Origin of the sequence: Streptomyces sp. TLI_053, assembly GCF_900105395.1 — a bacterium.
In the GTDB taxonomy this organism is placed as follows: domain Bacteria; phylum Actinomycetota; class Actinomycetes; order Streptomycetales; family Streptomycetaceae; genus Kitasatospora.
Genome location: NZ_LT629775.1, coordinates 8630725 through 8653541 on the forward strand (window position 1 = coordinate 8630725; position 22817 = coordinate 8653541).

At 70.7% G+C, this 22817-nt stretch carries 22 protein-coding genes; 10 read left to right on the forward strand and 12 right to left on the reverse strand.

The genetic code is table 11. The annotated features are described in order from the left end of the window. Positions 1–78: 78 nt before the first annotated feature. Positions 79–366, reverse strand: coding sequence for a hypothetical protein (locus BLU95_RS35940; RefSeq protein WP_093863668.1), 288 nt, complete (start codon positions 364–366; stop codon positions 79–81). After that, positions 363–782 carry a DUF1622 domain-containing protein gene (locus tag BLU95_RS35945; RefSeq protein WP_093865382.1) on the reverse strand — a complete coding sequence of 140 codons (420 nt, stop codon included), beginning with the start codon at positions 780–782 and terminating at the stop codon, positions 363–365. Before BLU95_RS35945 ends, BLU95_RS35940 begins: the two co-directional genes overlap by 4 nt. Positions 783–904: 122 nt before the next feature. On the opposite strand from BLU95_RS35945, the gene BLU95_RS35950 reads away from it, so the two are divergent. Then, positions 905–1159 carry a hexameric tyrosine-coordinated heme protein gene (locus BLU95_RS35950; RefSeq protein WP_093863669.1) on the forward strand — a complete coding sequence of 85 codons (255 nt, stop codon included), beginning with the start codon at positions 905–907 and terminating at the stop codon, positions 1157–1159. 175 nt (positions 1160–1334) lie between these two features. Next, positions 1335–1781: a DUF4265 domain-containing protein gene (locus BLU95_RS35955; RefSeq protein ID WP_093863670.1), complete on the forward strand. Its 447-nt coding sequence runs from the start codon at positions 1335–1337 to the stop codon at positions 1779–1781. 206 nt (positions 1782–1987) lie between these two features. On the opposite strand, the gene BLU95_RS35960 is transcribed toward BLU95_RS35955, so the two are convergent. Next, on the reverse strand, positions 1988–2224 hold the full coding sequence (locus BLU95_RS35960; protein ID WP_093863671.1) for a hypothetical protein: 237 nt from the start codon (positions 2222–2224) through the stop codon (positions 1988–1990). 745 nt (positions 2225–2969) lie between these two features. Between BLU95_RS35960 and BLU95_RS35965 the strand changes: the two genes are divergently transcribed. Further along, the gene (locus BLU95_RS35965) at positions 2970–4322 is read left to right on the forward strand and encodes an alpha/beta hydrolase (protein WP_286158666.1); all 1353 of its coding nucleotides are present in this window, start codon (positions 2970–2972) and stop codon (positions 4320–4322) included. On the opposite strand, the gene BLU95_RS45680 is transcribed toward BLU95_RS35965, so the two are convergent. From BLU95_RS45680 to BLU95_RS35980, 3 genes are all read right to left on the reverse strand, one after another. After that, positions 4273–5055: a tetratricopeptide repeat protein gene (locus BLU95_RS45680; protein WP_093863673.1), complete on the reverse strand. Its 783-nt coding sequence runs from the start codon at positions 5053–5055 to the stop codon at positions 4273–4275. The genes BLU95_RS35965 and BLU95_RS45680 overlap by 50 nt on opposite strands. A 65-nt stretch (positions 5056–5120) precedes the next feature. After that, entirely contained in the window at positions 5121–6593 is a 1473-nt protein-coding gene (locus tag BLU95_RS35975; protein ID WP_093863674.1) for an MFS transporter, read from the reverse strand. A 245-nt stretch (positions 6594–6838) separates the two neighbouring features. Next, positions 6839–7441, reverse strand: coding sequence for a CDP-alcohol phosphatidyltransferase family protein (locus BLU95_RS35980; RefSeq protein ID WP_286158604.1), 603 nt, complete (start codon positions 7439–7441; stop codon positions 6839–6841). A 452-nt stretch (positions 7442–7893) separates the two neighbouring features. Between BLU95_RS35980 and BLU95_RS42675 the strand changes: the two genes are divergently transcribed. From BLU95_RS42675 to BLU95_RS41775, 4 genes are all read left to right on the forward strand, one after another. Further along, the gene (locus BLU95_RS42675) at positions 7894–8049 is read left to right on the forward strand and encodes a hypothetical protein (protein WP_159425137.1); all 156 of its coding nucleotides are present in this window, start codon (positions 7894–7896) and stop codon (positions 8047–8049) included. A gap of 290 nt (positions 8050–8339) precedes the next feature. Further along, positions 8340–8750, forward strand: a complete 411-nt coding sequence (locus BLU95_RS35985) for a hypothetical protein (protein WP_093863675.1) — start codon at positions 8340–8342, stop codon at positions 8748–8750. An 848-nt stretch (positions 8751–9598) separates the two neighbouring features. Then, the gene (locus BLU95_RS35990; protein WP_093863676.1) at positions 9599–10198 is read left to right on the forward strand and encodes a hypothetical protein; all 600 of its coding nucleotides are present in this window, start codon (positions 9599–9601) and stop codon (positions 10196–10198) included. A gap of 31 nt (positions 10199–10229) precedes the next feature. Beyond that, positions 10230–10898: a hypothetical protein gene (locus tag BLU95_RS41775; RefSeq protein WP_107452637.1), complete on the forward strand. Its 669-nt coding sequence runs from the start codon at positions 10230–10232 to the stop codon at positions 10896–10898. A gap of 764 nt (positions 10899–11662) precedes the next feature. On the opposite strand, the gene BLU95_RS42680 is transcribed toward BLU95_RS41775, so the two are convergent. Both BLU95_RS42680 and BLU95_RS36000 read right to left on the reverse strand, forming a co-directional pair. Then, positions 11663–11821 carry a P-loop NTPase family protein gene (locus BLU95_RS42680; protein ID WP_159425138.1) on the reverse strand — a complete coding sequence of 53 codons (159 nt, stop codon included), beginning with the start codon at positions 11819–11821 and terminating at the stop codon, positions 11663–11665. Beyond that, positions 11818–12225, reverse strand: coding sequence for a hypothetical protein (locus BLU95_RS36000; RefSeq protein ID WP_093863678.1), 408 nt, complete (start codon positions 12223–12225; stop codon positions 11818–11820). The genes BLU95_RS42680 and BLU95_RS36000 overlap by 4 nt, the downstream gene beginning before the upstream one ends. Before the next feature lie 1152 nt (positions 12226–13377). On the opposite strand from BLU95_RS36000, the gene BLU95_RS36005 reads away from it, so the two are divergent. Continuing rightward, a complete protein-coding gene (locus BLU95_RS36005) occupies positions 13378–14379 on the forward strand; it encodes an acyltransferase family protein (protein ID WP_159425139.1) in 1002 nt (333 codons plus the stop codon). 263 nt (positions 14380–14642) lie between these two features. After that, on the forward strand, positions 14643–14861 hold the full coding sequence (locus tag BLU95_RS36010) for a hypothetical protein (RefSeq protein WP_159425140.1): 219 nt from the start codon (positions 14643–14645) through the stop codon (positions 14859–14861). A 116-nt stretch (positions 14862–14977) separates the two neighbouring features. On the opposite strand, the gene BLU95_RS36015 is transcribed toward BLU95_RS36010, so the two are convergent. The 3 genes from BLU95_RS36015 to BLU95_RS36025 all read right to left on the reverse strand — a co-directional run bounded on the left by BLU95_RS36015 (position 14978) and on the right by BLU95_RS36025 (position 19336). After that, on the reverse strand, positions 14978–15157 hold the full coding sequence (locus tag BLU95_RS36015; RefSeq protein WP_093863681.1) for a hypothetical protein: 180 nt from the start codon (positions 15155–15157) through the stop codon (positions 14978–14980). A 490-nt stretch (positions 15158–15647) separates the two neighbouring features. Beyond that, on the reverse strand, positions 15648–17855 hold the full coding sequence (locus BLU95_RS36020; RefSeq protein WP_093863682.1) for an RICIN domain-containing protein: 2208 nt from the start codon (positions 17853–17855) through the stop codon (positions 15648–15650). A gap of 32 nt (positions 17856–17887) precedes the next feature. After that, entirely contained in the window at positions 17888–19336 is a 1449-nt protein-coding gene (locus tag BLU95_RS36025; protein ID WP_231978057.1) for a chitinase, read from the reverse strand. Positions 19337–19915: 579 nt separating this feature from the next. Between BLU95_RS36025 and BLU95_RS36030 the strand changes: the two genes are divergently transcribed. After that, a complete protein-coding gene (locus tag BLU95_RS36030; protein WP_093863683.1) occupies positions 19916–21190 on the forward strand; it encodes a ThuA domain-containing protein in 1275 nt (424 codons plus the stop codon). A 734-nt stretch (positions 21191–21924) separates the two neighbouring features. On the opposite strand, the gene BLU95_RS36035 is transcribed toward BLU95_RS36030, so the two are convergent. Continuing rightward, entirely contained in the window at positions 21925–22644 is a 720-nt protein-coding gene (locus BLU95_RS36035) for an ABC transporter ATP-binding protein (RefSeq protein WP_093863684.1), read from the reverse strand. Positions 22645–22817: the final 173 nt, after the last annotated feature.

Below are 22817 nucleotides of genomic sequence, written 5' to 3' on the forward strand. Positions count from 1 at the left end.
AGGGCGGCAGCGGAGACTTGTAGGAATGCGCATCGCCGTTTGTGACGAGGACGGGACTACGACGGTCGCTCGGATCGCTCAGCTCGCCCGGGTCGGGGGCGCAGCGGCGTCCTTGCGCGGCCGCCCCGCCAACGCGCGCAGGTCCAGGTCGAGCACGATCCGCAGCGCGCCCACGCTCGCGACCAGCGCCAAGGAGGTCCAGCCGGTCCGTCCGGCGAGGTGGATCAGCCCCGCCGCGAGCAGGAAGTCGGACAGCACGGTCACCGCGGGCCGGACCCGGCGCAGCCGCAGGCCCGCGAGCACGGCCGCGCCGGCCCCGAGCACGGTGACCCAGAGCGCGGCCTGCCGCAGGACGGTGTCGGTCATCCCTCGGTGGTCCGGGCGGCGACGGGACCGGCGGCGGAGCGTTCGATCTCGGCGCGTTCCTCCCGGAGCTCCTTGCCGAGGAAGTAGTTCAGTGCCGTGCGGATCGCGGCGATGGCGCCGAGCTGTCCGATCTCGGTGAACGTCGGCGCGACGGCCGTCCGCAGGATGTCGCCGGCCAGCTGGAACTCCAGCCCCAGGACGAGGAAACGCCCCATGCCCAGCCGGATCCGGGTGAAGTCCCAGAGCGGTCCTGGCTCGGGGGCGGCGGGCCGGGACGGCCGGAACCAGAAGAGGACGAAGCGGACGAACGCCCACAGCGCGCCGACGAAGATGATCAGCGCGCCCGCGAACTCGACCAGGCGAACGAACAGGTCGACGATGTCGTGCAGCGTCGACTCGGACAGGAAGTCGTCCATGGAGCCCAGTGTCACCGGGCCGGGCCCGCCCGGCCCCCGCCCGGCCCGCTCCGTCACCCGTGCAGCCGACGCAGACCCGGCGTCCGGCCGCACGAAGGCCGTCGGCGGCCGACAGTGGTGCCATGAACCGCGTACCCGACGAAGCCCTGGTCCTGGTCCCCGGCAACACCCTGATCACCAGCACCCCGGAGGAGGGCCGCGCCCTCGCCCTCACCCTGGCCCGCCACACCGTGCACAACATCCAGCCCGATCTCGACGTGCTCAAGGGCGGCCGGCCGAACTACTCCACCGACCCGGACAGCATCATCGCCGCCGCCCACACCGTCGCCGTCGAGTTCCAGACCATCGCCGCGGCCAACAACTACTGGCGCCCCTGAGCCAGAACCCGAGCCCGCCCCCCACGGCCGGCCCGTCCGGAGCGCCGCCACCACGACGGCCCTCCGGACGGCCCGAGGGGCGCGCGCGGCTGTCCTCCGTCGTGATGGTCTGCCCACCGTGTGAGGACGCAGGTCGACACTCTTGTCGACACCACCGTGTGACACGATCGCGCTCATGATGGACGAGCTCGACGTCGGTGCCGACACCCACATACGGCTGCTGGCGGGCCGCAACAGTGCTGGGCGGCCTGTTCTCGAGGTACTTCCTGCCCGGGTGCTCGGAGAGCGGTCGTTCGAGTTGAGCGGAAGCCCTGGACTGGTACTCGGATGCGCTGCCGGAGACGTGCTGCGGATCGCCGACGACGGGACGTTCGAGGTGACCGAGCGCGGGGCCAATGTCTGCATCCAGGCCTACCGTGGAGGCCCCTTCTCGTCGGAGGACCTGGCAGACCTGCAGGCCGGCCTCGTCCCTCTGGACGGGCTGGCCGAGGCACCGGCGGACGGGCGGTTCATCGTGGCGACGGTTGCCCGGCAGGTCGGACTCCCTGCCGTCGAGCGGGTCATGAACGACTGGGCGGCCGGCGTGGACAACACCGAATGGTGGTTCGGCACCGCGGACTGAACGGACGAGGTCCGATCTCGGACCTCGTCGTCGACCTGGCCGAACTCGCTCGGAGAAGGAAACCGTCGCTCAGGGCAAACAGCGCACCCAGGTCCTGCCCTGCCTCGCCCGACGACGGGCCGACGTCCTCTTCGCGATGCTCCGCGACGGACCCTTCCAGGAACCCCGACCTGCAGGAGGCAGGGGACCGCTCCAGGCCCGTCTACTCAGTCCTCCTCCGGCCGAAGCCGTCGGCGAGCGGCCTCGAGCCGCTGGTCATGGTCAGGCGCGAACAGCCCGGGAAGTGACTTGTCCAGCGCCCCGGCGATGCGATGGATCGGCGCCCAGACCGCCGGATCGTCGACAACTCGGCTCAGGTCCGTCATCTGCAGCTTCTCCAGCCAGTCCGACAACACCAGCGCCTCGTCACTCGTGAGCTTGATCGTGACCTGACTATCGCCCATGTGCACTCCTGCGGTTGGCCCCACCCTCGACCACACGAACGTACTGGTCCCCGACCTCGACCGAACAGACAGGGGTACCCCCGTGCTCGCTGGGAGGACCCTTCGCAACCTGCACCGTTCTCGCGGCTTTGCCGCTTTTGACCTGTCTGCCGGGCGTCGAGATCCGGGATGGCCTGTTGAGGTGTCAAGAACCAGCGACGACCGACACGGTCCAGGCCCTGAAGGCCGACGGCGCCGGCTGACCCCCGCGGATAAAGGGACCCTCGACCGGGACTTCGGCCTGGTCGTCTGCGACCCCTGTGACGCCTGTTCTTGTGCCGCACCGCCCGGTGCTGGACCCGTTGCCTCCCAACAGGTCGACAGGCCCAGTTTGGCGCATCGCCGCATATCACAGGCTGTTCTGCGGCTGCCCAACAGCCGCAGAACAGCCTGCGGTGCTGTCCCGCCGGCGATGTCGCCGACTCCGCGCGCACCTCTGGATACGGGTTGCGCCCGGACCGGTCGGACCGGTCCGGGCATCTCGACCGTCCCGGAGCCCGCCCATGTCGAACTCCCCGTTCTCCCGGCCGGCGGCCCGGATGGACCGGTCCCACGGTCCCGGTCGGCAGGAACGCACAGTGGCCGGTCCGCGGGGTGTGGCCGGTTCCGGTCGGTGAGCAGCGCGGGCGCGCCGGCCATCGCGGGACGGGTGCTTCTCGAGAGGCACTTTCGGCGTTTCCAAACGATCGCATTCGTGTCATACCGGATGAGTACTTGTACGGATGGGGGTCGGCCGGTCACCGCAATAGGCTTTCTGCTGACTGATGAGCTGTCGGGAGGGGAACACAGTGGGCCATCGACGATCGACAGCACAGGGGGCCAGCCCACGCGTGCCAATGACCTTCAGGAGGCCGCGAAAGGGGCGTCGAAGGGGACCAACCAGAAGGTGTCGGTGATCTCGTGGCTCGGCTACGACGCTCCCGAGGTCCCGGTCGTGCAGGCGCCGAACCTTGCGGTCGGCTCGACCAGCAGGGCCACGGACGGGGCGGAGGCGCTTCGCCAGTTCACCCAGGGCACCCGGGCCGCCCAGGGCGACCACCCCAGTCACCTCTCGGTGTTCGGCCACAGCTACGGAACGACGCTCGTCGGTGCGGCTGCCGCCGGCGGGGCGGGACTGGGCGCCGATGAGATCGTCGCTGTTGCGAGCCCTGGCATGACCGTTGAGCGTGCCGACCAGCTGCACATCGACCCGAGCCACTTCTGGACCGGCCGGGCGGCGGACGACAATATTGCGCTGGCTGCGGGACTCACCCTCGGCGAGGACCCGATAGAGGACAACTTCGGCGGGCAGCGATTCGAGGTCGACACCTCCGGGCACAGCGGCTACTGGGACGACGGCAGCCACAGCCTCGCCAATCAGGGCCGCATCATCGTCGGGAAACCGCCGGGCACGGTTCCCCGGATAGCCCGTCACGTCACCGGGTCCCCTGTGACCACCGGGCCGGGCCGGCCGCGGCCCGACCGTTCGGTCCTCACTCTCGTTCCAGCCGCAAGGAATTCCACCGTGCCGTTCCCCCTGCCACGCCTCGCCGCCCGCCCCACCGTTGCGCGGCGCCTCGCTGTCGCCGCGCTGGCCCTCTGCCTGCCCCTGATCCTCGGAGGATGCATGTCCACGTCCGGTCCCAACGATCCGCTGCCGGTCAAGGCCCGCCAGGAGGTCCAGGACTGGGCCCAGCACATGACGGAGTACATGGCGCAGAGCGCCGGCCTCGCCCTCGACGCCGGCAGCGCCGAACCGTTCTTCAACGACTGCGTCGGCAAGAACGACGAGGTCGCCCAGGACGGCCGGTACAAGATGGCGTACGCGGTGTACAGTTCCGCCCCGGTCGAGCAGCACCCCGAGGCAGTCCGCAAGGTCCGCGCGATGCTCGAACAGCAGGGATTCAAGATCGACGGCTACCGGGAGACCACGGACGGCAAGGTGGACACGGTCCTGGATGCCTCCCAGGCGTCGAGCCGGTATCTGATCACCGTCGAGACCACGACCGGAGGGCTGCTGCTCTTCCAGGTCAGGACACCCTGCCTGATGCCCCCGGCCACGTCGGGGCCGTCCAGCTGAAGTGGGCGGAGCGGAACGGGGCTACCACCCCGCAGCCCGGCGAGGTGGCACCCGCCGCCTGTGTTCTCGGCCCCGCACCCTGGTCTCGTTCGCGCTCGCCGGGCGGCCCCGAGGCCAACGCCCTGGAAGATCGAGAACCTGCTGCCGGGGGCCGAGAGGGGTTGTGGGCAGGGTGCCTGGGGAAGGGGCGGTCAGGCCTGTCGGTGCTCGCCGAACAGGCTGTCGACCTGCGGCTGCTTCCCGGCGGGTCTGCGTCATGGCCGAGGGCGTGGGGTCGTGGTCGGCTCCTGTCCGCAGCATCGTCGCCGGGCCTGAATGGTGACCGGAAGTCGGCGGCGGCTTCGGGCTGCCCGTCGGCGTCCAGCACCGCGGCGCAAATCCCGTACGCGCGGGCGAGCACGGGACCGTACCCGGCCTGATCACCCGACAGGTACGGGCCGACCGCCTGGACCGCTTCGGCCACATCCCGCCACGCGCGCAGCGTGTCACCGGGCAGCAGATCACGCCCCCGCTCGGTCAGCACGGTTGCCAGGTCCACCCTGCACATCACGGTGTCCGGGTGCGCGGGACCGAGAACACGGTCCCGCTGCTCCACAACGGAACGCAACAGACTGGCGGCCTCCTCGGTGCGTCCCGCCTGCCAGTAGGAGGCGGCGAGGTTGGCACAGGCGGTCGGGGTGTCGGGATGCTCCTCGCCGAGTTCTGTGGCAGACCGGGTGACCCGGGAGGGCATCCGACCGCGACCGGTGCCCCGCCGGGAGGGGCGGGGCGCCGGTCGCAGTCGAAGCACCGGAGGGGTCAGGCGGGGTGCTCCTCGGTGCTGTGGGAGTCGGTGAGGGTGAGTGCGCCGAATGCGGTGACCAGGCCGACGATGACCGCCAGCACGGCGTAGGTGATCCGCTCGCCGTGGAAGAAGGAGTGGACGAGGGCGCTGTCCCATGCGCCGGCGGGGAGCTGGGTGGTGACCAGGGCGGCGATCAGGGTGCCGACGACGGCGGTGCCGAAGCTGCTGCCGACCTCCTGCGCGGTGTCGTTGAGGGCGGTGCCGATCGAGGTGCGGTTCTCCGGCATCTTCTCGACCAGGGCGATGGCGCAGATGGTCATCACGGTGCGCAGGCCGACGGTCATCACGACCATGCACACCGCGATGGCGGCGTAGCCGTGCGAGACGCCCCAGGCGAGGCCGGCCAGGGAGCCGGCCAGGCAGGCGGCGCCGACCAGGCAGGCGATGCGGTGGCCGCAGCGCTTGGCGAGCCACTCGGACAGCGGGGTGGCGGCGAGCATGGTGACGATGATCGGCAGGTTGGCCAGGCCGGCTTTGACGGGGCTCCAGCCGTAGGCGTACTGGAAGTGCAGGATCAGGCCGAACATGACGGCGGCCATGGCGATGGCGGTGCCGATCTGGGCGATGGCGGCGCCGCGGACGGTGCCGTTGGTGAACAGTTTCAGGTCGAGCATGGGGGCGGCGGTGCGGCGCTCGTGCCGGACGAAGGCGAGGCCGGCGGCGAGGGCGCCGAGGATCGAGCCGATGGTGGGGGCGGAGGTCCAGCCGTGGTCGACGCCGCTGGTGAGCGAGTAGCAGGCGAGGCCGATGGTGGCGACGCTCAGCACGGCGCCGGGCAGGTCGAGCCGGTCGCGGGTGAGGTCCTCGGGCCGGTCGGCGGGGACGCCCAGGCGCACGCCGATGGCGGCGATCAGTGCGATCGGGGCGTTGACGAGCAGCAGCCACTGCCACTTGACGTGGGCCAGGGCGGTGCCGCCGAGCAGCGGGCCGAGGACGAAGCCGGACATGCCGACGACGATCATGACGGTCATCGCCCGCATCCGCAGTGCCGCGTCGTCGAAGAGCCGGAAGACCAGGGAGTTGGTGATCGGGGCCATGGCGGCGGCGGCGATGCCGAGGCCGGCGCGCAGGGCGATCAGCTGCCCGGCGCCGGTGACGAGGGCGACGCACAGGCTGAGCAGGCCGAACACGGCGAGGCCGACCAGCAGGACGCGGCGGCGGCCGAGACGGTCGGCCATCGATCCGGCGGTCAGCAGCAGGCCGCCGAAGGTCAGCGAGTACGCGCCGGTGACCCACTGCAGCGCGGTGGTGCCGCTGCCCAGGTCGCGGCCGATGGTGGGCAGGGCGATGGACAGCAGCGTGTTGTCGACCATCTCGACGAAGAAGGCCAGGCAGAGCGCGGCCATCGGGATCCACGCCGCGCGCAGCGACGGATAGGTGCGCGGCGCCGCGGCTGGGGCGGCGGTGGTGGTTTCGGTGCCGGTCATGGCGGCCTCCTCTCGGGACGGGTGTCAGGGCGGTGTCGGGGCGGGCGTCGCGGTGCATCGATGCCGTCCGCACTGCCGCCGTGGCACTGCCGCCCGTCTCCCCAGAGCCTGCGGGAGCGCGCCGACAGGCCGCTGTCATCCCACTGACAGCCCCGACAGCCCGCCGACAGCGGGGGCGGGCTGTCACCAGGGGTTCTCAGGCGTGCCGTCGCTGGAGACCGTCGACGACGTCATCACCCTGCTCGTCACGGCCGAGGTGCCGATCGTCCCCCTGCCACCTGACCGGGGGCGGGTACCAGCCCGGCGATCTGCCGGAAATAGAAGAGAAGTGCGACGAAGTACAGGCTCGAGCCCCAGAGCACGGCTCCCCAGCCGACGGCGTGGGACACCCAGGCGCCCGGGAAAACCGTGGATCCGAGCAGGACCAACGGGAATCCGATCATCAGGCAGAAGGTGGCCGATTTTCCGACGAAGCTCACCTGCAGCGGCTCGAATCCCTTCCGTCGCACCAGCACGACCCCAGCCGCCATGACCGCATCACGGGCGACGAGCGCAATGACGAGCCAGACGGGAATGAGATCGCGCAGAGTCAGTGCCACCAGCGTCGCCGCAGTGTAGAGACGGTCCGCGGCCGGGTCCAGGATCCGGCCGAGATCGCTCACCTGGTCGAGCCTTCGCGCGAGGTAGCCGTCCAGGTAGTCGGTGATCCCGCTGAGAGCAAGGACCAGAACGGCCCACAGGTCCTGGTTGTCGCGCCCCAGCAAGGGGAGCAGGGCGAGCCAGAGGAAGACCGGAACACCCGCGAGTCGCAGCATGCTCAGCACATTGGGAACCGTCAGGATCCGCACTACCTGTTCTCCTGCCCGCGGGCGCCTCGGCCCCGTTCTCGACTGTGGTGCGTGTGATCAGGTCCGGCGATTCCGGACGTCGATGGTCGTCACGGCCCGGCATCGCCGGTGTCCCGTGGGCGGATGTCTTGGGAGTCACCGTCTCCGGTGGTTCGCCGGCCCACGTCGGTACCACGCCCGACGTCCACCGAGAGTAGCCGCCCCGGTCGCACGGTGTGCGGTGTCGGACCGTGCCTCCGGGGGTGCCCTGCTCGACGGCGAACACGCGGGCATGGGGTCGGCCGGGGGCGCTGTCACCCAAGTGATCGAAGCGGTGCGGACGAGGGAGACAACCGGCACTGGTCGACGGGGGCGGTGCGCGACCGGCGCCCCGCCCCCGGACCTGAGCCCGGACAACCGCAGAATCAGGGCACCACCGGGCCGCTCCCGGATGGCTGCGCCGGAGCACTGGCGTGGCGAGCACAGTGCTGTCACATGTTTCCGTATCTGGCGGGGCAGCCGGGGATTTAGAAGTGTTTTCGGGCAGCTTCGATTATTTTTCCGGCCAAAGATTCCTGAATTCGGATTCAGAAAACGCGCGCATCCTTCTTGCAGCAGTTCTCATGTGATTCGCCGAAGTGGTACCGGAGCCTCGACTTCCATGAAGCTTCCAAATCGAGACAGTAGACGACTTCTTTGAGCCGCTCGCATCTCATCTGTAGACCAACTGTGAGCCGTGTGTGCACCCTGGTGTCTCCGGCCAGTATCCAGAGGGATATTTGATCACACTCCGGAAGGCCATGGCCTCGCTTGGTGGGTCAAACCCGCAGGGCATCGGAGTCGCATTCGTCCCTCGGTGCAGCAGAAATTTCACCAACCTTGCCGTTGAGGGTTGACGGAACTCGTGAAGGAGCAGCAAATGAAGGGCTACATCAAGGCGCAGTTGCTCGCTGTCGCAGGGATGGCGACCGCAGCCCTGTTGGGCGCGAGCCCTGCTGGCGCCCTGGCTAGTACTCCTGACCAGGGAATTGTTCCACCGAGTGTCGCCAAGTGCGGCAGTCAGGTGTGTCTCTCGGTGGTCGGGCAGGGCCGATATGTTTCTGCCGTTCAGGTCGGAGTCAAAAAAACTGATGGATACTTCTTCGCGAAGGTTCGCGGGAGCGGCGAGTGGGTCTGGACGGATTGGCAGACAACCAACGGCCTAATTATTTACATAAAGCCGCTCAGTGATCGAACCTACCCCGAAGGCACCGTCATCTGCGCCGGCGTGTCACAGACTCACCTCGAAATGGACTACATAAACGAAGTTTGCGCCACGATCCATAGCTGACTGCGGCACATTTGCGTGACGTCGTGGCAGTGTCCGTGGTCAGCGTGACAGCGATCGGGTGCTGTGCCGGTCGACGAGCAGGGCTCACATCAACACGGTGACGGCGGCGACCCCGAGCCCGCATCGAGGTGCCCCTGTGCGCCGCCGACCTGGTTCCCGACTCCATTGTGGTGCAGAGGGCGACCGAGTGTCTGCGAGGACCCGGGCGGCCCCGGGACCGAGTGCCCGCCGTAGAGCGTGCCGGTCACCCAGCCCGGAGGAGCTTGTCGAGCAGCTGGAGCGGCTGCGGTCGGAGGCCATCGCCGCATTGAGGACCGCAGCCGCGTACCTGGCCTTCGACGACGCCCGCAGCACCGGCAGGTTCCCGAGGTTCCTGAGCGAACGGTACAAGCACATCGGCGAGGCCGAAGCGGCCTGACCGGGTGTGTGAGTTGCGGGCCCGGCACCGACACGGTGCCGGGCCCGCCGCGGTGGTCCTACCGCCCCGGGGCGGCGCCGTCGATCGCGGCGAGCAGTCGGGCGTGGACGGCGGTGGCCGCAACCGGCTGCGAGAACCCGAGGACGCCCACCGGGCCGCGATCGAGGAGGGGGCGACCACGGGTGCGGGCTCGGGTGTCCTGAGTGGCTCGCCGGCGGGGGCCGCGGAACACTGCGACCTGCTTCCTCGGGGGTGAACTCCGCCGGTCTGTAGCGCACATGAGTGTCCGTCCGGGCGCCAGGGCGGGTCTCCCGAACCCGGGCGGTCGACGTTTCCGGGGGAGTGGCTGTTTGAACTCGCCTGAGCGGGAACCCGAAGGGACGGGAGCGGCCGGCCACCGCGGGCCGTGTCGAACCGAAGGAGGAGCGGTATGAGTGTCTGGATCGTTCTGGTGGTGGCCGTGCTGGCAGTCGCGGCGGCCCTCGCCGTGCTGCTGCCGCGGTGGAACACCCGTCGGCTGCAGCAGCGTTTCGGTCCGGAGTACGACCGGACGGTTCGCGCGCACGGCGGCCGCACCAGGGAGGCCGAGCACGAGCTGGCTGGCCGGTTGCGACAGGTCCGGCAGCTGGCGCTCACCCGGCTGCCGCGGCGCCGCGCCGAAGAGGTCGGCAACCGGCTCACTGCCCTGCAGGAGCTGTTCGTCGACGACCCCGCCCGCTCGCTGGAGGAGGCCGTGACCCTGCTCGAGGGCACGCTCGACGAGATCGGCGTCCCCGCCGGGGACCGGATTTCCCTGCTCTCGGTCGACCACGCCGCCCTGGTGCCCGGCTACCGGACCGCGCGACAGGTGCTGGAGCGCAGCCGGTCGCAGCGGGTGGGCACCGAGGAACTGCGGACGGCGCTGCTGGCGGTGCGTGACCTGTGCCTCGAGGTGGTCCGCTCCGGCGGCGACGAGAAGGGCAGGACCGCTCCTACTGGCAACTCCACCCCTGCCGTCCGCCGCTCCGGCCCACGCCCCGCCTCCCGATGACGCCGACGACCCCGTGAAGGAGAGGACGACCATGTCCCCGTACGGTTCCGCAGCCCGGAACAACCCCGACGACGACGCGCCGGCCCCGGACCCCCGCACCGCTGGGGCCGACCTGGCCAAGGCGGACGCCGTCCGTCCGCACCGCGCCCACCCGGACGCCGCCGCCGGCGCCGCCGCCGGCGCACCCGGCCCGGGCTCCGGCCCGGGCTCCGGCCCGGATCCGGCCGACCCGCAGGCCGCCCGCCCGGAAGCTTCCCCCGAACGAGGCGCCGGCGCAGCTCGCTTCGCCGTCGTACCGGGAGCCGACCGGGCCGCAGAACGGCCGTCCCAGCCCGCCAGGGCTGCCCGGTCCCTGCCGGGCCCCCGGCCCGGCGACCCGCAACCGGCACCGGCGGCACCGGCGGCACCTGCGGAGGCCGGATCGGGCGGTTGGCTCGGCGTCGGGCGCACGCAGCGACTGCGGGCCGAATGGCACTCCGTCCAGGCGGGATTCGTCGACGATCCCCGTCAGGCCGTGCAGCAGGCCGACGCCCTGATCGAGAAGTCGGTCGGCCTGCTGACCGAGGCCGTCACCGAGCGGCGCCACCAACTGCGCGGTGCCGAAGCGGCACCGGACGGCACACCGGCGGCCAGCACCGAGGACCTGCGCCTGACGCTGCGTGAGTACCGCTCACTGCTGGAGCGCCTCCTGGGTACCTGAACCACCAGCACACCCGGAGCGCACGGGGCGCTCGGTCGGCGCGACGCGGCGGTCGCAGCACGGGAGGCAGCGGACATCCGCCTGGACCCCCCTGGACGGCATCATCCGCGAGTGGCCGTGGTCGCGCGGACCGGTGGCATCGATGTGCCTCGGGGAAGTTGTCCCCGCAGGCGAGGGCAGCAGCTTCTCCGCACGCTCGGGTCTTCACGCCGTAAAGGATCACCATCGCGGCGCGGGAGGACCGCAGCGCTCACAAGACCTGCCCCCTCCTGGCCGGCTGACCTCGGCGGGTGCGGGGAGGATTTTGACCACCGGGTACGCGACAGTCGGGTTCATTGGCTGCCCCCCGCGCTTGCAGCGAGGACGCCGTCGGACTTCGCCGTGGGCGTCCCCCCGCACGGACGCAGAGAGCGGACCATGGCGTCAGGTTCGGTCGAAGCGGGGGATGTGGTTGCCCGGCTCGCCCCGCAGGGGCAGGGCCCCAGGTGGCACCGTCTGCTCGGGGGTCAGCCACACACCGACGCGTGGACGGAAGAGGGAAGCCGGTCGATGTCAGCGGGTACAGGTCCGTGCCCCGGCCTTCCCCGCGAGTGCGGGGCAGCCGGTACAGGTGGCGCCCCAGTACCGGTCAAGCTGTTCGAGGGGCAGCCCTGGGTCCGGCCTGGGTGCGCACGGAGTGACTTGCTCCCACGACACCGGTGCTCACAGCCCCAGAGGCTGGATGCTGCTCTCCAGGTGACCGGCCGGTTCGTTCGCCTGCCGGGTCAGGGGCGCGGTGTCCAGCCCGGTGGGGTGAGTGCGGTGTCGGTCAGGATCCTGGTGACGGTGTCGTCGAGGGTGCTGTCCTCGCCGATGACATGTTCGAGGTCGCCGGGCAGGAGGTCCAGCGGCCGGTACCAGTCGGCCATCTGTTCGGCGCTCACCTCGGCGGACAGCGGCCGGGTCGGCCTGTCCCGGCCCCGGCGGTGGGGTGCTTCATGCTGTCGTCCACATCGCCGTCCGTACCCACGGCCGGGGGTGACAACTCGGTGTTCGCAATCCATGCGCGACTGCCCAGCCGGGGCTCCCAGTCGAGACGTTCGAGGTCATCGATCACAAGTTCAAGGATTTCGGGGGGACTTCCGCCCCATGGCAAGAAGCCACCTTCGGCAAGCTCGCCGATCCGGATCAAGTCCTTCTCGAGCAAAAAAAGGAGCAGCTCCGAGAAATAAGATTTCCAGGATTCCTCTTCGGCTTCCTCCCGTGCAGTCCAGATAAGCTGATCGATGGGCACCCAATCATCCATCCCCTCGATCAGAATGTCGGCGAATACGCGACCTTCGATCATTCAAGTCCACTCGTCTTCCTGATTGTCCCGTGCGGCACGGTGTCGATTCTAAATTCTTCGGATTTACCCGCGTTTCGGAAGGTGGACCTTCTTTGACCTGGCACCGTCGGTAGGTGAGACGTCAATCGTTGCTCCTCCTGAATCGGACGCCGTCCTCCATTGCATGATAGTGCCGCCCTTGAGACGGTAGGCATCTGGAACGATCGGACCGCGAGCGGGAAGCTGCTCGGCTCCGGCGGTACCGCCGGAGCTCAGAGAGATGTCCGTAAAATACTGCTCGTCCGGCGTATAGATGATTGCCGTGACGTCTCTGCCGGTCTTCCGGGCCGCCACCGGCCGGTACGGGCGCCGATGTCTCCGAGAGAGCAGTGGTACCGGCCCTGCACGCGGCGAAGCCGCCGGGCTCGGCGGCGGGTGCGGCCCGGTGACGCCGTATTCGACCTCGGCCCCACCGGGCCCTGGCCACGGGCGATGCGGACCCGCCGGGCGCCGAAGGCAGCAAGGACGAATGCACGGCGGGCCGTGTTCGGGTCAGGCCGTGCACGCAGGGTGACACGGGCGCGGCCGCGGCGATTTCGGCGGATGAGTTCTACCGTTCCGTGCCCGCCCCGATGGACGTGATCGCACGCCGGGAAGGACCGGTACCGGGCAGCCGCACGACCCTGTCCGTCCGCGCCGATCGGTGCGACACCCTGGTGAAGCAGCGCCGGAACGCAGTGCGCCGTCCCACCGGCGGTCTCACGACCAGCCACGTGAGGGGGCGAACCCGCCTGCTGGGGGCAACCCAGAGCCTCACCGGCTGAACGAACCTGAGCCAGGTCGCCGTGGTCGTCCGCTCGGGGGGCGGACGGCCCGGCCACCGGCCCACGGCCGTCGTCGGGGCACACCGGCACTGCCGGAACGGCACACGAACCGGCCGCGCCGGCACCCGGCCCCAGAGGCACAGCGGCGTCGGGGCAGCGGACGCACCGGCCACTGTGCCTGTGGCGGGGCATCTGAGGATGCCCGAGGGATTCCGCGCGGCAAGGTCGGGATCCCGACCCGGGCCGGCCCACAGGCATTCGACCGCCCTGCTCCAGGGCGAGCGGCGGTCCAGTGTGTGCGGGGCGACGTCGACCCACCCTCTATCCTGAACATTCGGAGCATTTCTGCATGCCCAGTAAGTACGTTCTGCAAGCCGATTTTTTGACCGCCCGGCCATTGTCGGAGGTATTGGGCAGGGAGAACGGGTTCGGCCTCCTGCGGTTGCTGCTCGCGATCTCGGTGATCCTCGCTCACGCCAATCCGCTCGGCATGGGAACAAGCGACCTCGGGGCGGACTGGTCGCACGGGCAGACGGGGCTCGGCGCAGTCGCCGTCGCCGGATTCTTCGTCCTCTCCGGACTTTTGATCACGCGAAGCGGAATGCGACTCAGTACGGCCCGCTTTCTCTGGAGCCGCGCGATCCGAATCCTCCCGGGCCTCTGGGCCTGTCTGCTGCTCACCGCCTTCGTCCTCGCGCCGGCGGTGGCCCGCCACGAGCACCTGCTCGACGGCTTCTGGTCCCATCCGCAGGGGCCGTGGGAGTACGTCCGGGCCAACTGGTCGATCGGTGTGAACCAGTGGTCCATCTCCGGCCTGCTGGCGCACAATCCTCACGCCGGCTCCTTCAACGGCTCCATCTGGTCGCTCGCCTACGAGGCCCTCTGTTACGTCGTGGTAGCCGCCCTCGCGGCCACGGGCCTGCTCCACCGGGCCCGCTGGGTCGTCCTCGGCACGGTCGCCGTCCTGTACGGCTACACCGTCCACCTCGCGCTGGACTACCCCCAGCTGCGCGCTCCCGGCTATGCGCCGACAGGCCTGCCCGACTGGCGGCTGCCCCTCCTGGGCATCATCAACATGGACATGCTCATACCGCTGGGCCTCCTGTTCGGCCTCGGCGCGGTCGCCGAACTGTACAAGACGCACATACGGATGAACGGGATCGCCGCACTCGTCGCGTTCGGCATTCTCGTGGGGGCCGTCCGCTTCGGCGGATACCTCGTGATCGGGATTCCGGCCCTCGCCTATCTGCTGCTCTGGATCGCTGCCTTCACCCCGCGGCCACTCACGCGAATCGGCACCAAGGTCGACCTGTCCTACGGCGTCTACATCTACGCGTTCCCGATCCAATAGACCCTGACGCTCTGGCACGTTCCCGTACACGGATACGCTGTCTACACTGGCGCCTCCGTCGCCCTGTCGATCCTCGCGGCCTTCTTCTCCTGGTACGTCGTGGAGAAGCCCGCACTGAAACTCAAGAACATCGGCAGCTCCAGGACGCATCGGAGGCCGCCTGTCCCTCACCAGCCGGCCGGCGCGACCGTCTCCGCTCCTCGGGCCGCCTTCGAGAAATCACCGCGCACGGAAGCGACCCGGCCGGAAACGGCTGACCGGTGGTGAACGACGAGGAAGTGGACGCCGAGCTGCGCGCCGACAGTTCCGCCCCGGCGACTTCGGCAGCCCCGGTAAGCGGGACGGTCCAGCCGGCACCCGCGGACGGTGGTGCCGTTCTCGACGGCGCCGCCCTCGGGGAGGCCGGGTACACCTGCGAGGAGGCCCTGGAACTCGCTTCGGTAGTCGGCCGCCCGGTCGAGGCCGTCGCCCGACCGTCCTGACCGCAAGTGCGGGCAGGACGGTCAGGTGTGGTGCTGACCAGCAGGAACCGGCGAGCGAGGTAGTGGATGCGCAGGCGCGGCAGGCGCCGTACCTCTCCGTGCCGCCAGGCGGCTCGCTAGTGGGAGTCGGTCGAGTGGATGTCCACGGTGTACTGGGTGCGCTGGTAGTCGGAGTACCGGTTCTGGTAGTCGTCCACCGCCACTCCGACGCTGCCGTTCCCGTGGGCCGGGCTGGACAGGGCGATGGTGCCAACGGCGACGACGAGGGCCACGAGGGCCCGCTTGTGGATGCTCATGACCCCGTAACCGCTCCGAGTCCGGGGCGGTCACGGGCAGGTGCACAGGACGAGAGCCAGCGGCTCCAAAGGCAGGGGAGCCAGGTCGGTCCACCCACCGGCGTAGTAGATGAACCTGTTGTACCAGAACGGGTCACCCACTCGTGCCGACAGTCCGGCCAGGGCAGCAGAGTGGCTGTGGTGTCGCACAGGGCGTATGCGCCGGGCGCGTCGTCGGGGAAGGTAACAGCGCAGGTGCCTCCGTTGGCCGTGAGTGTGCTGACGGCGGCCGGCATCTGCGGAGTCGGCAGTGCCAGGAAATGGCGTGACGGGCTCCCGACGGGCGGCTGCCGTCGGGTGGCTACGGGCATGAGTGGGCCGAAGGGCGCGTCCGTCGAGTTCTCGAAGGACGCGAGGTGCTGTTGTGACGTTCGGCGGGTGCGTACGCGGTGGCCGCGACCTCCCGTGCGGACGGGAGGTCGCGGCTGCGGCCGGCCGGGGGTGGTGGGGCTTATGGGTAGGCGACCAGGTTGGCGACGTTGGTGGTGGAGTTGGAGGGGCCGCCGGTGGAGTTGATGATGTGGTTGATGGTGCCGGTGCCGCCCAGGGAGACGGTCACCAGGTCGTGGAAGCGGACGCCGGGGCGGTTGGGGGCCTCGAAGGACTGCTCCTCGACGACGGCGGGGTTGACGTTGAAGTAGGCGTAGGAGCCGAGGCCCCAGGCCTCGTGGGTGGTGACGCCGGGCGCGACCTGGTAGGCGGGGTAGCCGCGGGTGGAGCCGTTCGTCCAGGCGGCCTGGTTCGGCGGGTCGTAGGGGAGTTCGTTCTGGAAGAAGTAGGTGCGGCCGCCGGAGCCGTTCCAGATCACCTGGGTCTGCTGGTAGTGCTCCACGAACAGGCCGTACATGGTGACGTCGGCGCCGTTGACGACGAGTCCGTTGGCGGCGGTGTTGCTGGTCCAGCCGACGCCGCTGCCGTGGTCGGCGCGCCACAGCCACAGGTGGTCGCCGATGACGTGGTTCGAGTTGACGACCAGGGACTGGGTGGCCCGGCCGACGCCCGCGCCGCCGATGCGGAAGAACACGTCGTGCAGGGAGGTGGGATCGGCGCGGTGGTCGACGGCGGTGGGGCCGTCGCCGCCGATCCGCATCAGCACGGGGCTGTTGACGGTGCCGGCGTCGATCAGCAGGCCGGCCAGCTTCACGCCGTCCACGTCGGCGACGTCGACGGCGGTGATGCCGTTGTCGGGCACCAGGGTGGCCAGGCCCAGGCCGAGCACGACGGTGTCGGGCCGGTTGACGCGCAGGGTCTGGTTCAGGTGGTAGACGCCCGGTGTGATCAGCAGGTTCTTGCCCTGGGCGAGGGCGGCGTTCATGTCCGCGGCGGTGGCGCCGGGCTTGACGACGAAGAACCGGTCGATCGGCAGCGAGTCGCCCGCCTGCGTGCCGCCGGCCCAGGTGGTGCCGGTGGTGTCGCTCCGCAGCGCCGGGACGAAGACCTGGTAGCCGCCGGCCCGGTCCACGTAGAGGAAGGGCTTCTCGCGCACCACCGGGGTCCGCGCCACGGTGGTGAAGGGCGGGGCGGGGAAGGTGTTGGCGGGGGCGTTGACGTCGCCGACGAAGACCATGTTCCAGTTGGAGCCGGTCCAGCCGCCCCACTGGGTGTTGCGGGAGAGCCACTGCTGCTGGGAGCCGGATTCGACCCGGCCGTCGATCAGGGAGTCGGCGATGAAGCCGCCGGAGGACCAGCCGCCGTCGTCGAGCCGGAGGTTGCCGCGCACGTGCATCCGCCGGTAGGGGGCGGCCTGGGAGACGGCCCAGCGGTCGGCGCCGCCGGTGGGGTTCACGGAGAGGTTCTCGGCGGAGCGCCAGAAGTTCTGGGTGGCGTTGCCCTGGAACCAGTCGGCCTCGGCGTGCACGGCGCCGTTGACGGTGACGTCGTCGGGGGACAGGCCCAGGCCGGCGACCTGGGTGTAGAAGCCGACGTTGGCGTTCACGTTGTAGCTGCCGGGCTTGAAGAGCAGGGCCTGGCGCTGGGTGCCGAACTGGTTGGTCTCCTGCTGGGCGAAGACCTGGTCGAGCTTGGCCTGGATGGCGGCGGTCGGCGTCGAGGGGTCGAACACCGCCACGTTGGGGCCCAGGTCGGGGGTGCCGGGCGGGTTGGTGCCGGTGCTGCCGAAGGTGAAGGACTGGGCGGCGGTGCCGTTGCAGGTGTACTGCTGCAGCCGGACCGCGTCGGCGGTGGAGGCGCCGGGCACGTCCAGGCACTTGCCGCTGTTGCGGTTGACGAAGTGGTGGGCGCCGTTCGCCTCGGCGACGGCCTGCCACTGCTGGTTCGTTCCGCCGCCGTACGTCCAGAGCTGGACCTTGGCGCCGTCGGCGGTGGAGACATCGGTGACGTCGAGGGCCTGCGCGGGGTCGTTCTGCGCGTTGATCCGGACGTAGCCGTTGCCGAGCTCCTGGACCTGCCACTGCTGGGCGCCGGTGCCGTTGCAGGTGTACTGCTGTACGGCGGTGCCGTTCGCGGTGGCCGCCGCGGCGGCGTCGACGCATTTGCCGGAGTTCTGCGACACGAGCGTGGTCGCGCCGGTGGGGACGGCGGCCAGGGCGGCCGGGGCCGGGGTCAGCAGCACCGCCGAGGAGGCCAGCAGGCCGGCCGCGGCCGTCAGCGGGAGAAGGGTCTTCGTGGTTTTCCTGGTCTTCCTGGTCTTCCTGCGCACGGGAGTCGTTCCTTTCGCGGGTCGGCGGGAGGTCAGGCGGGCAGGGTCCACTGCTGGTTCGCGGCGGCGTAGCAGTCCCAGATCTGCAGCCGGGTGCCGTTCGCGGAGGACGGGCCGGTGGCGTCCAGGCAGCGGCCGGAGGCGGGGTTGACCAGGGTTCGGTCGGCCCGGGCCTGCCACTGCTGGGCGCCGGTGCCGTTGCAGTCCCACAGCTGGATCGGAGTGCCGTCGGCGGTGCCCGCGGAGGTGACGTCCAGGCACTTGCCGAGCGCCCGGACGGTGCCGTCGGTGCCGACGGTCCAGGACTGGGCGCCGGTGCCGTTGCAGTCCCACAGCTGGATCGCGGTGCCGTTGGCGGTGCCGGCGGAGGCGACGTCGACGCACTTGCCGCCGTAGCCGGTGATCCGGCCGGTGCGGCCGGTGGGCGGGGTGGTGCCGCCGCCGGTGACGGTGTTGAAGGTCCGCGAGAACTGGTAGGCGGACTGCGGGGTGCCGCTGCAGGTGGAGGACAGGGTGCCGTTGGTGGCGCAGGCCTTGTCGCGTCCGACGGCCCAGAAGGCGAGCAGCTGGATGCCGCGGGAGCGGGCGAAGTCGGTGAGGGTCTGGGCGTTCGCGGTGGTGAAGACCTCGGCCTGGGTGTCGTTGACCCCGATCATCGGGGTGTTGCCCTCCATCGCCCACAGCTGCTCGGAGGTCTTGGCCGTCCAGATCCGGCCGAGTTGGGTGTGCAGGCCCTCGGCGGCGCTGATCGCGGCCTGGCCCATGTCCATGGCCGGGCCGTAGTCCATCGTCATGATGTTCACGGCGTTGACGTTCAGGCCGCGGCTCTTGGCGTTGCTCAGCAGGCTCAGGGAGTCGGGCAGCAGGCCGGTGGGGGCGACCGGCAGGGTGTAGTTGACGTCCAGCCGCTTCCCGGCGGCCGCCTGGGCCTGCTGGAGTTGGGCGAGGGCCTGGTTGCGGCGGTCGTTGGCGGCGGTGTCGGCCAGTGCCCCGCCCTCGATGTCCAGGTCGATGCGGGTCAGGTCGAGTGCGTCCACCACCCGCTTGTACTGGGCCTGGAGCGCGGCGACGCTGGTGCAGGCCTGGCCGAGTTCGGTGCCGGACGCGCCGCCGAAGCTGGCGATCACATCGCCCCCGGCCGCCCGGTGCGCGTTGATCGCGCCGGTCCAACCGGCGTCCGTGATCGGGGTGTTGCCGTTGAAGGTGGCGTTGCAGCCGCCGTCGCTGATCACGAAGGCGAGGGTGACGTACTTCAGCCCGGCGCCGTTGCGGGCGTCGGCGAGGGTGGACGGGTTGTTCCAGGTCTCCAGGTACGGCGCCGCGTACTGGGCGGGGAAACCCGGGCCGGCGGCGGCCGCGACCGCGACCGCGGCCTGACCGGCGGTGGCAGAGGCCTGGCCGGCGGCGCCGGAGAGGAGGGCGGCGACGGTGGCGGGCAGTGCCAGCGCGGCCGCGGCGGTGCGGGTGAGGTTGCGAAGCAAGACGGCTCCTTGTGGGGGGAAGTCGGTCGTTCACTCGCATGCTCGTTCAGGAAGTGAACGAGGTGTCAGGTTCGAGGGCGGTGGGGCGGGTTGGGGTCGCGGTGGCCGCGCCGTCGAACCTGACGGGGTCCGGACATTTTTCAAGACGTGAAGTTAGGGGTTGGCCTAGACCACGTCAACCCTCCGTGCAGGGGGGATCAGCAGGCCGTGCACGCACGGCCGGGCGTCGGACGCCACGGGGTGCATCGGTCGGCGCCGACCGTCCGTTCATGAACTGAAGGCCTGGGGGTTGACTCATCTGGTTCAGACCTTTTAGGTTCGCGGCACGAAGGGTGACGACGCGCCTGCCACGACCGGGCCCGGCCGGCCCTCGGCCGGCGTTCCCTCGGCCGGTGTTCGCCCGACGGCTGCCCCGGCCCGGCGCCGCCGCTCCCCGCGCCGCAGCTCCCCGCACCCCCCGCCGCCAGTTCCCCGCACCTCGCGCTCGATTCCCCACACCGGCACGTCCGTCGCCGTGGCCGGGAACGCTCCGGCAGTGCCCCGCTCCGGCCGGCCCGCCCCCACCGAAGGAGTAGCCCCATGCCGCGCCACCGTGTCCGAGGACGGCTGCCGCAGGCCGTCCTCGCCCTGCTCGCCCTCCTGCTCGGCATCCTCGCCCCGACCGGCTCCGCCGCCCAAGCCGCCCCCACGGCACCCGACTTCAAGGTGATCGCGTTCTACAACGGCACCTGGGACGCCGCCCACATCGACTTCGACAAGGAGGCCAACGACTGGTTCCCCAGGACCGCGGCGGCCAACAACTTCACCTACACCGCCACCACCGACTGGAACCTGCTGGCCAACGGCGGGGTCGACGCGTACGACGTCGTCCTGTTCCTGGACGACGCCCCGCAGACCGCCGCCCAGCGCGCGGGCTTCGAACGGTTCATGCGCGGCGGCGGGGCCTGGCTCGGCTTCCACGTGTCGGCCTTCGCGACCGAGGCCGCCGGCTGGGACTGGTACTACAACCGCTTCCTCGGCAGCGGGAACTTCCGCTCCAACACCTGGGGCCCGACGACCGCCGTGCTGCGCACCGAGAACGGCAACCACCCCGCTGCCGCGTCCCTGCCGCCGACCTGGACCTCCGCGGTCAGCGAGTGGTACTCCTGGGCGAACGACCTCCGCACCAACCCCGACATCAAGGTGCTGGCCTCGGTCGACCCGTCGGGTTTCCCGCTCGGCAGCGACCCGAACCAGACCTGGTACGGCGGTGACTACCCGATCGTCTGGACCAACACCCAGTACCGCATGCTGTACGCCAACTTCGGTCACAACGCGATGAACTACGCCACCAACACCCGGACTTCGTCCACCTTCGCGTCGGCCGTCCAGAACCGGATGCTGGTCGACGCGCTCAAGTGGCTGGGCCGGGCGCCGGCCGGTACCGACCCCTGGTACAGCCTGACCTCGCGGGCCAACGGCCGGTGCGTCGACGCCCGCTCCGCCTCGACCGCCAACGGCACCGCGATCCAGCAGTACACCTGCAACGGCACCACCGCCCAGCACTTCCGGCTCGCCGCGACCGACGGCGGCTACGTCCGGCTGGCCGCCCGCAACGACCCCGGCCAGGTCGTCGACGTCACCGGAGTCGCCACGGCCGACAACGCGCCCCTGCAACTGTGGGCCTACGGCGGCGGCGCGAACCAGCAGTGGCGCCCCGTCGCGGAGGCCGGCGGCACCCAGCACTTCGTCGCCCGCCACAGCGGCAAGTGCCTCGCCGTCGCCACCACGGCGGCCACCGACTCCGTGCAACTCGTCCAGCGCACCTGCGACAACTCCGCCGCGCAGAGTTTCCGGCTCACCGCGCAGCCCTGACCGCCGCTCGCGGGGCGGCGGCGGGAGCGGTCCGGATCCGTGCCGGACCGCTCCTGCTGTCGTACCGCACGGATCCGCCCCGGTCGCCCCGGTCGCCCCGGTCGCCCCGGTCGCCCCGGGCGACCGGGCGACCGGGCGACCGGGCGGGAGCGGCGGGAGCCGTGCCGCACCGGTGACTGCCGAAATACGGGATGCGGCCCGGGGAATTTCGGGGCGCCGTCCCAGGGCGGCGCGCCCGCGAGCGAATTCGCCGAGTGATCAGCGGGAGTTCGTCGGACCTTCGCGAGCCGGATCCTTCGTGCCCGTGCGGAGGGACCGCCTCCGGCCGTCGGCCCGGAACGCGGGCAGGTGCGGGGCCGGTGCCGATCGGACGGTGGCCGATGTGCCTCCGGCGCGCGCACCGCCGCCCGGCAGTGCGGCCGGGTCGTCGGCAGCGCGGACGGGGGCCGGCGGACGTGTCGCGCCCCGTTCCCGGTGGGGCCGGCCCGTTCCGGTTCCCCCTGTGCCGGGCGCCTTGGAAGCGTGTTCCGGGGAATCCCCGGAGCGCGTCCCGGGGAATCCGCCGGGCACGCGCCGGGAACCCGCCCGGGAATTCCCCGGCGCATTCCCGAAAGGCGTTCCCCGACGCGCTCCCGCCGGATTCCCCGGGAATTTCCCGGTCGGCCCTCGGTCCGCGGGCAATCGCCGCCGACCGGGATGCCGCAGGGGGGCAGCTGGACACTGCGGGAGGACGCTCAGGCGACGGTGGCGGGTTCCTCGACCACGCGGCCGTCGCGGAGTTCGACCACGCGGTCGGCGAGTTCCATCAGGTTGGGGTCGTGGGTCGCGACCAGGACGGTGACGCCCTCGCTGCGGACCACCGCGCGCAGCAGCTCCATGATCGAGCGGCCGGTCTCGGAGTCCAGCTGGCCGGTCGGCTCGTCCGCGATGATGAGGTCGGGCTCGTTGGCCAGGGCCCGGGCGATGGCGACGCGCTGCTGCTGGCCGCCGGAGAGTTCCCCGGGACGCTGGTTGGCGTGGTCGGCCAGCCCGACCAGGGCGAGCAGGGTGCGGGCGCGCTCCTCGCGCTGGGCGGCGGGCACCTTGCGCAGCCGCATCGGGATGCCGACGTTCTCGGCGGCGGTGAGCACGGGCAGCAGGCCGAAGGACTGGAAGACGAAGCCCAGCCGGTCCCGGCGCAGCGCGAGCCGTCCGTCCTCGTCCAGGCCGCCGAGGTCGGTGCCGTCCAGGGTGATGGTGCCGCCGGTCGGGGCGTCGAGACCGCCGACCAGGTTGAGCAGGGTGGTCTTGCCGGAGCCGGACCGGCCCTTGAGGGCGGTGAGTTCACCCCGGCCGATGGTGAAGGAGACGCCGCGCAGGGCGTGCACGGCGCGCTCGCCGGTGCCGAAGCTGCGGTGGACCTCGGTGACGGCCACCATGGGCGTGCTGTCGGTGCCGGCCGGTTGCTGAGTCATGCGGCGTCCCCCTGGGAGTTCCCCGGCGGGTTCTGCCGACGGCCGGCCGGGGTGTTCTTCGCGGTGTTCTTCAGGCGTCGTACTTGAAGTGTTCATGGCTTCGCGGGAATCGCGGGCCGACGCACCGTCGGCCGTCACGGTGCGGCGCTACGGATGCGATGCGCAGCATTTGC

Coding starts and splice junctions, on each gene's coding strand:
- BLU95_RS35940 (WP_093863668.1), bottom strand. CDS start 366: ATGACCGACACCGTCCTGCGGCAGGCCGCGCTCTGGGTCACCGTGCTC.
- BLU95_RS35945 (WP_093865382.1), bottom strand. CDS start 782: ATGGACGACTTCCTGTCCGAGTCGACGCTGCACGACATCGTCGACCTG.
- BLU95_RS35950 (WP_093863669.1), top strand. CDS start 905: ATGAACCGCGTACCCGACGAAGCCCTGGTCCTGGTCCCCGGCAACACC.
- BLU95_RS35955 (WP_093863670.1), top strand. CDS start 1,335: ATGATGGACGAGCTCGACGTCGGTGCCGACACCCACATACGGCTGCTG.
- BLU95_RS35960 (WP_093863671.1), bottom strand. CDS start 2,224: ATGGGCGATAGTCAGGTCACGATCAAGCTCACGAGTGACGAGGCGCTG.
- BLU95_RS35965 (WP_286158666.1), top strand. CDS start 2,970: ATGAGTACTTGTACGGATGGGGGTCGGCCGGTCACCGCAATAGGCTTT.
- BLU95_RS45680 (WP_093863673.1), bottom strand. CDS start 5,055: ATGCCCTCCCGGGTCACCCGGTCTGCCACAGAACTCGGCGAGGAGCAT.
- BLU95_RS35975 (WP_093863674.1), bottom strand. CDS start 6,593: ATGACCGGCACCGAAACCACCACCGCCGCCCCAGCCGCGGCGCCGCGC.
- BLU95_RS35985 (WP_093863675.1), top strand. CDS start 8,340: ATGAAGGGCTACATCAAGGCGCAGTTGCTCGCTGTCGCAGGGATGGCG.
- BLU95_RS35990 (WP_093863676.1), top strand. CDS start 9,599: ATGAGTGTCTGGATCGTTCTGGTGGTGGCCGTGCTGGCAGTCGCGGCG.
- BLU95_RS41775 (WP_107452637.1), top strand. CDS start 10,230: ATGTCCCCGTACGGTTCCGCAGCCCGGAACAACCCCGACGACGACGCG.
- BLU95_RS36000 (WP_093863678.1), bottom strand. CDS start 12,225: ATGATCGAAGGTCGCGTATTCGCCGACATTCTGATCGAGGGGATGGAT.
- BLU95_RS36005 (WP_159425139.1), top strand. CDS start 13,378: ATGCCCAGTAAGTACGTTCTGCAAGCCGATTTTTTGACCGCCCGGCCA.
- BLU95_RS36015 (WP_093863681.1), bottom strand. CDS start 15,157: ATGAGCATCCACAAGCGGGCCCTCGTGGCCCTCGTCGTCGCCGTTGGC.
- BLU95_RS36030 (WP_093863683.1), top strand. CDS start 19,916: ATGCCGCGCCACCGTGTCCGAGGACGGCTGCCGCAGGCCGTCCTCGCC.
- BLU95_RS36035 (WP_093863684.1), bottom strand. CDS start 22,644: ATGACTCAGCAACCGGCCGGCACCGACAGCACGCCCATGGTGGCCGTC.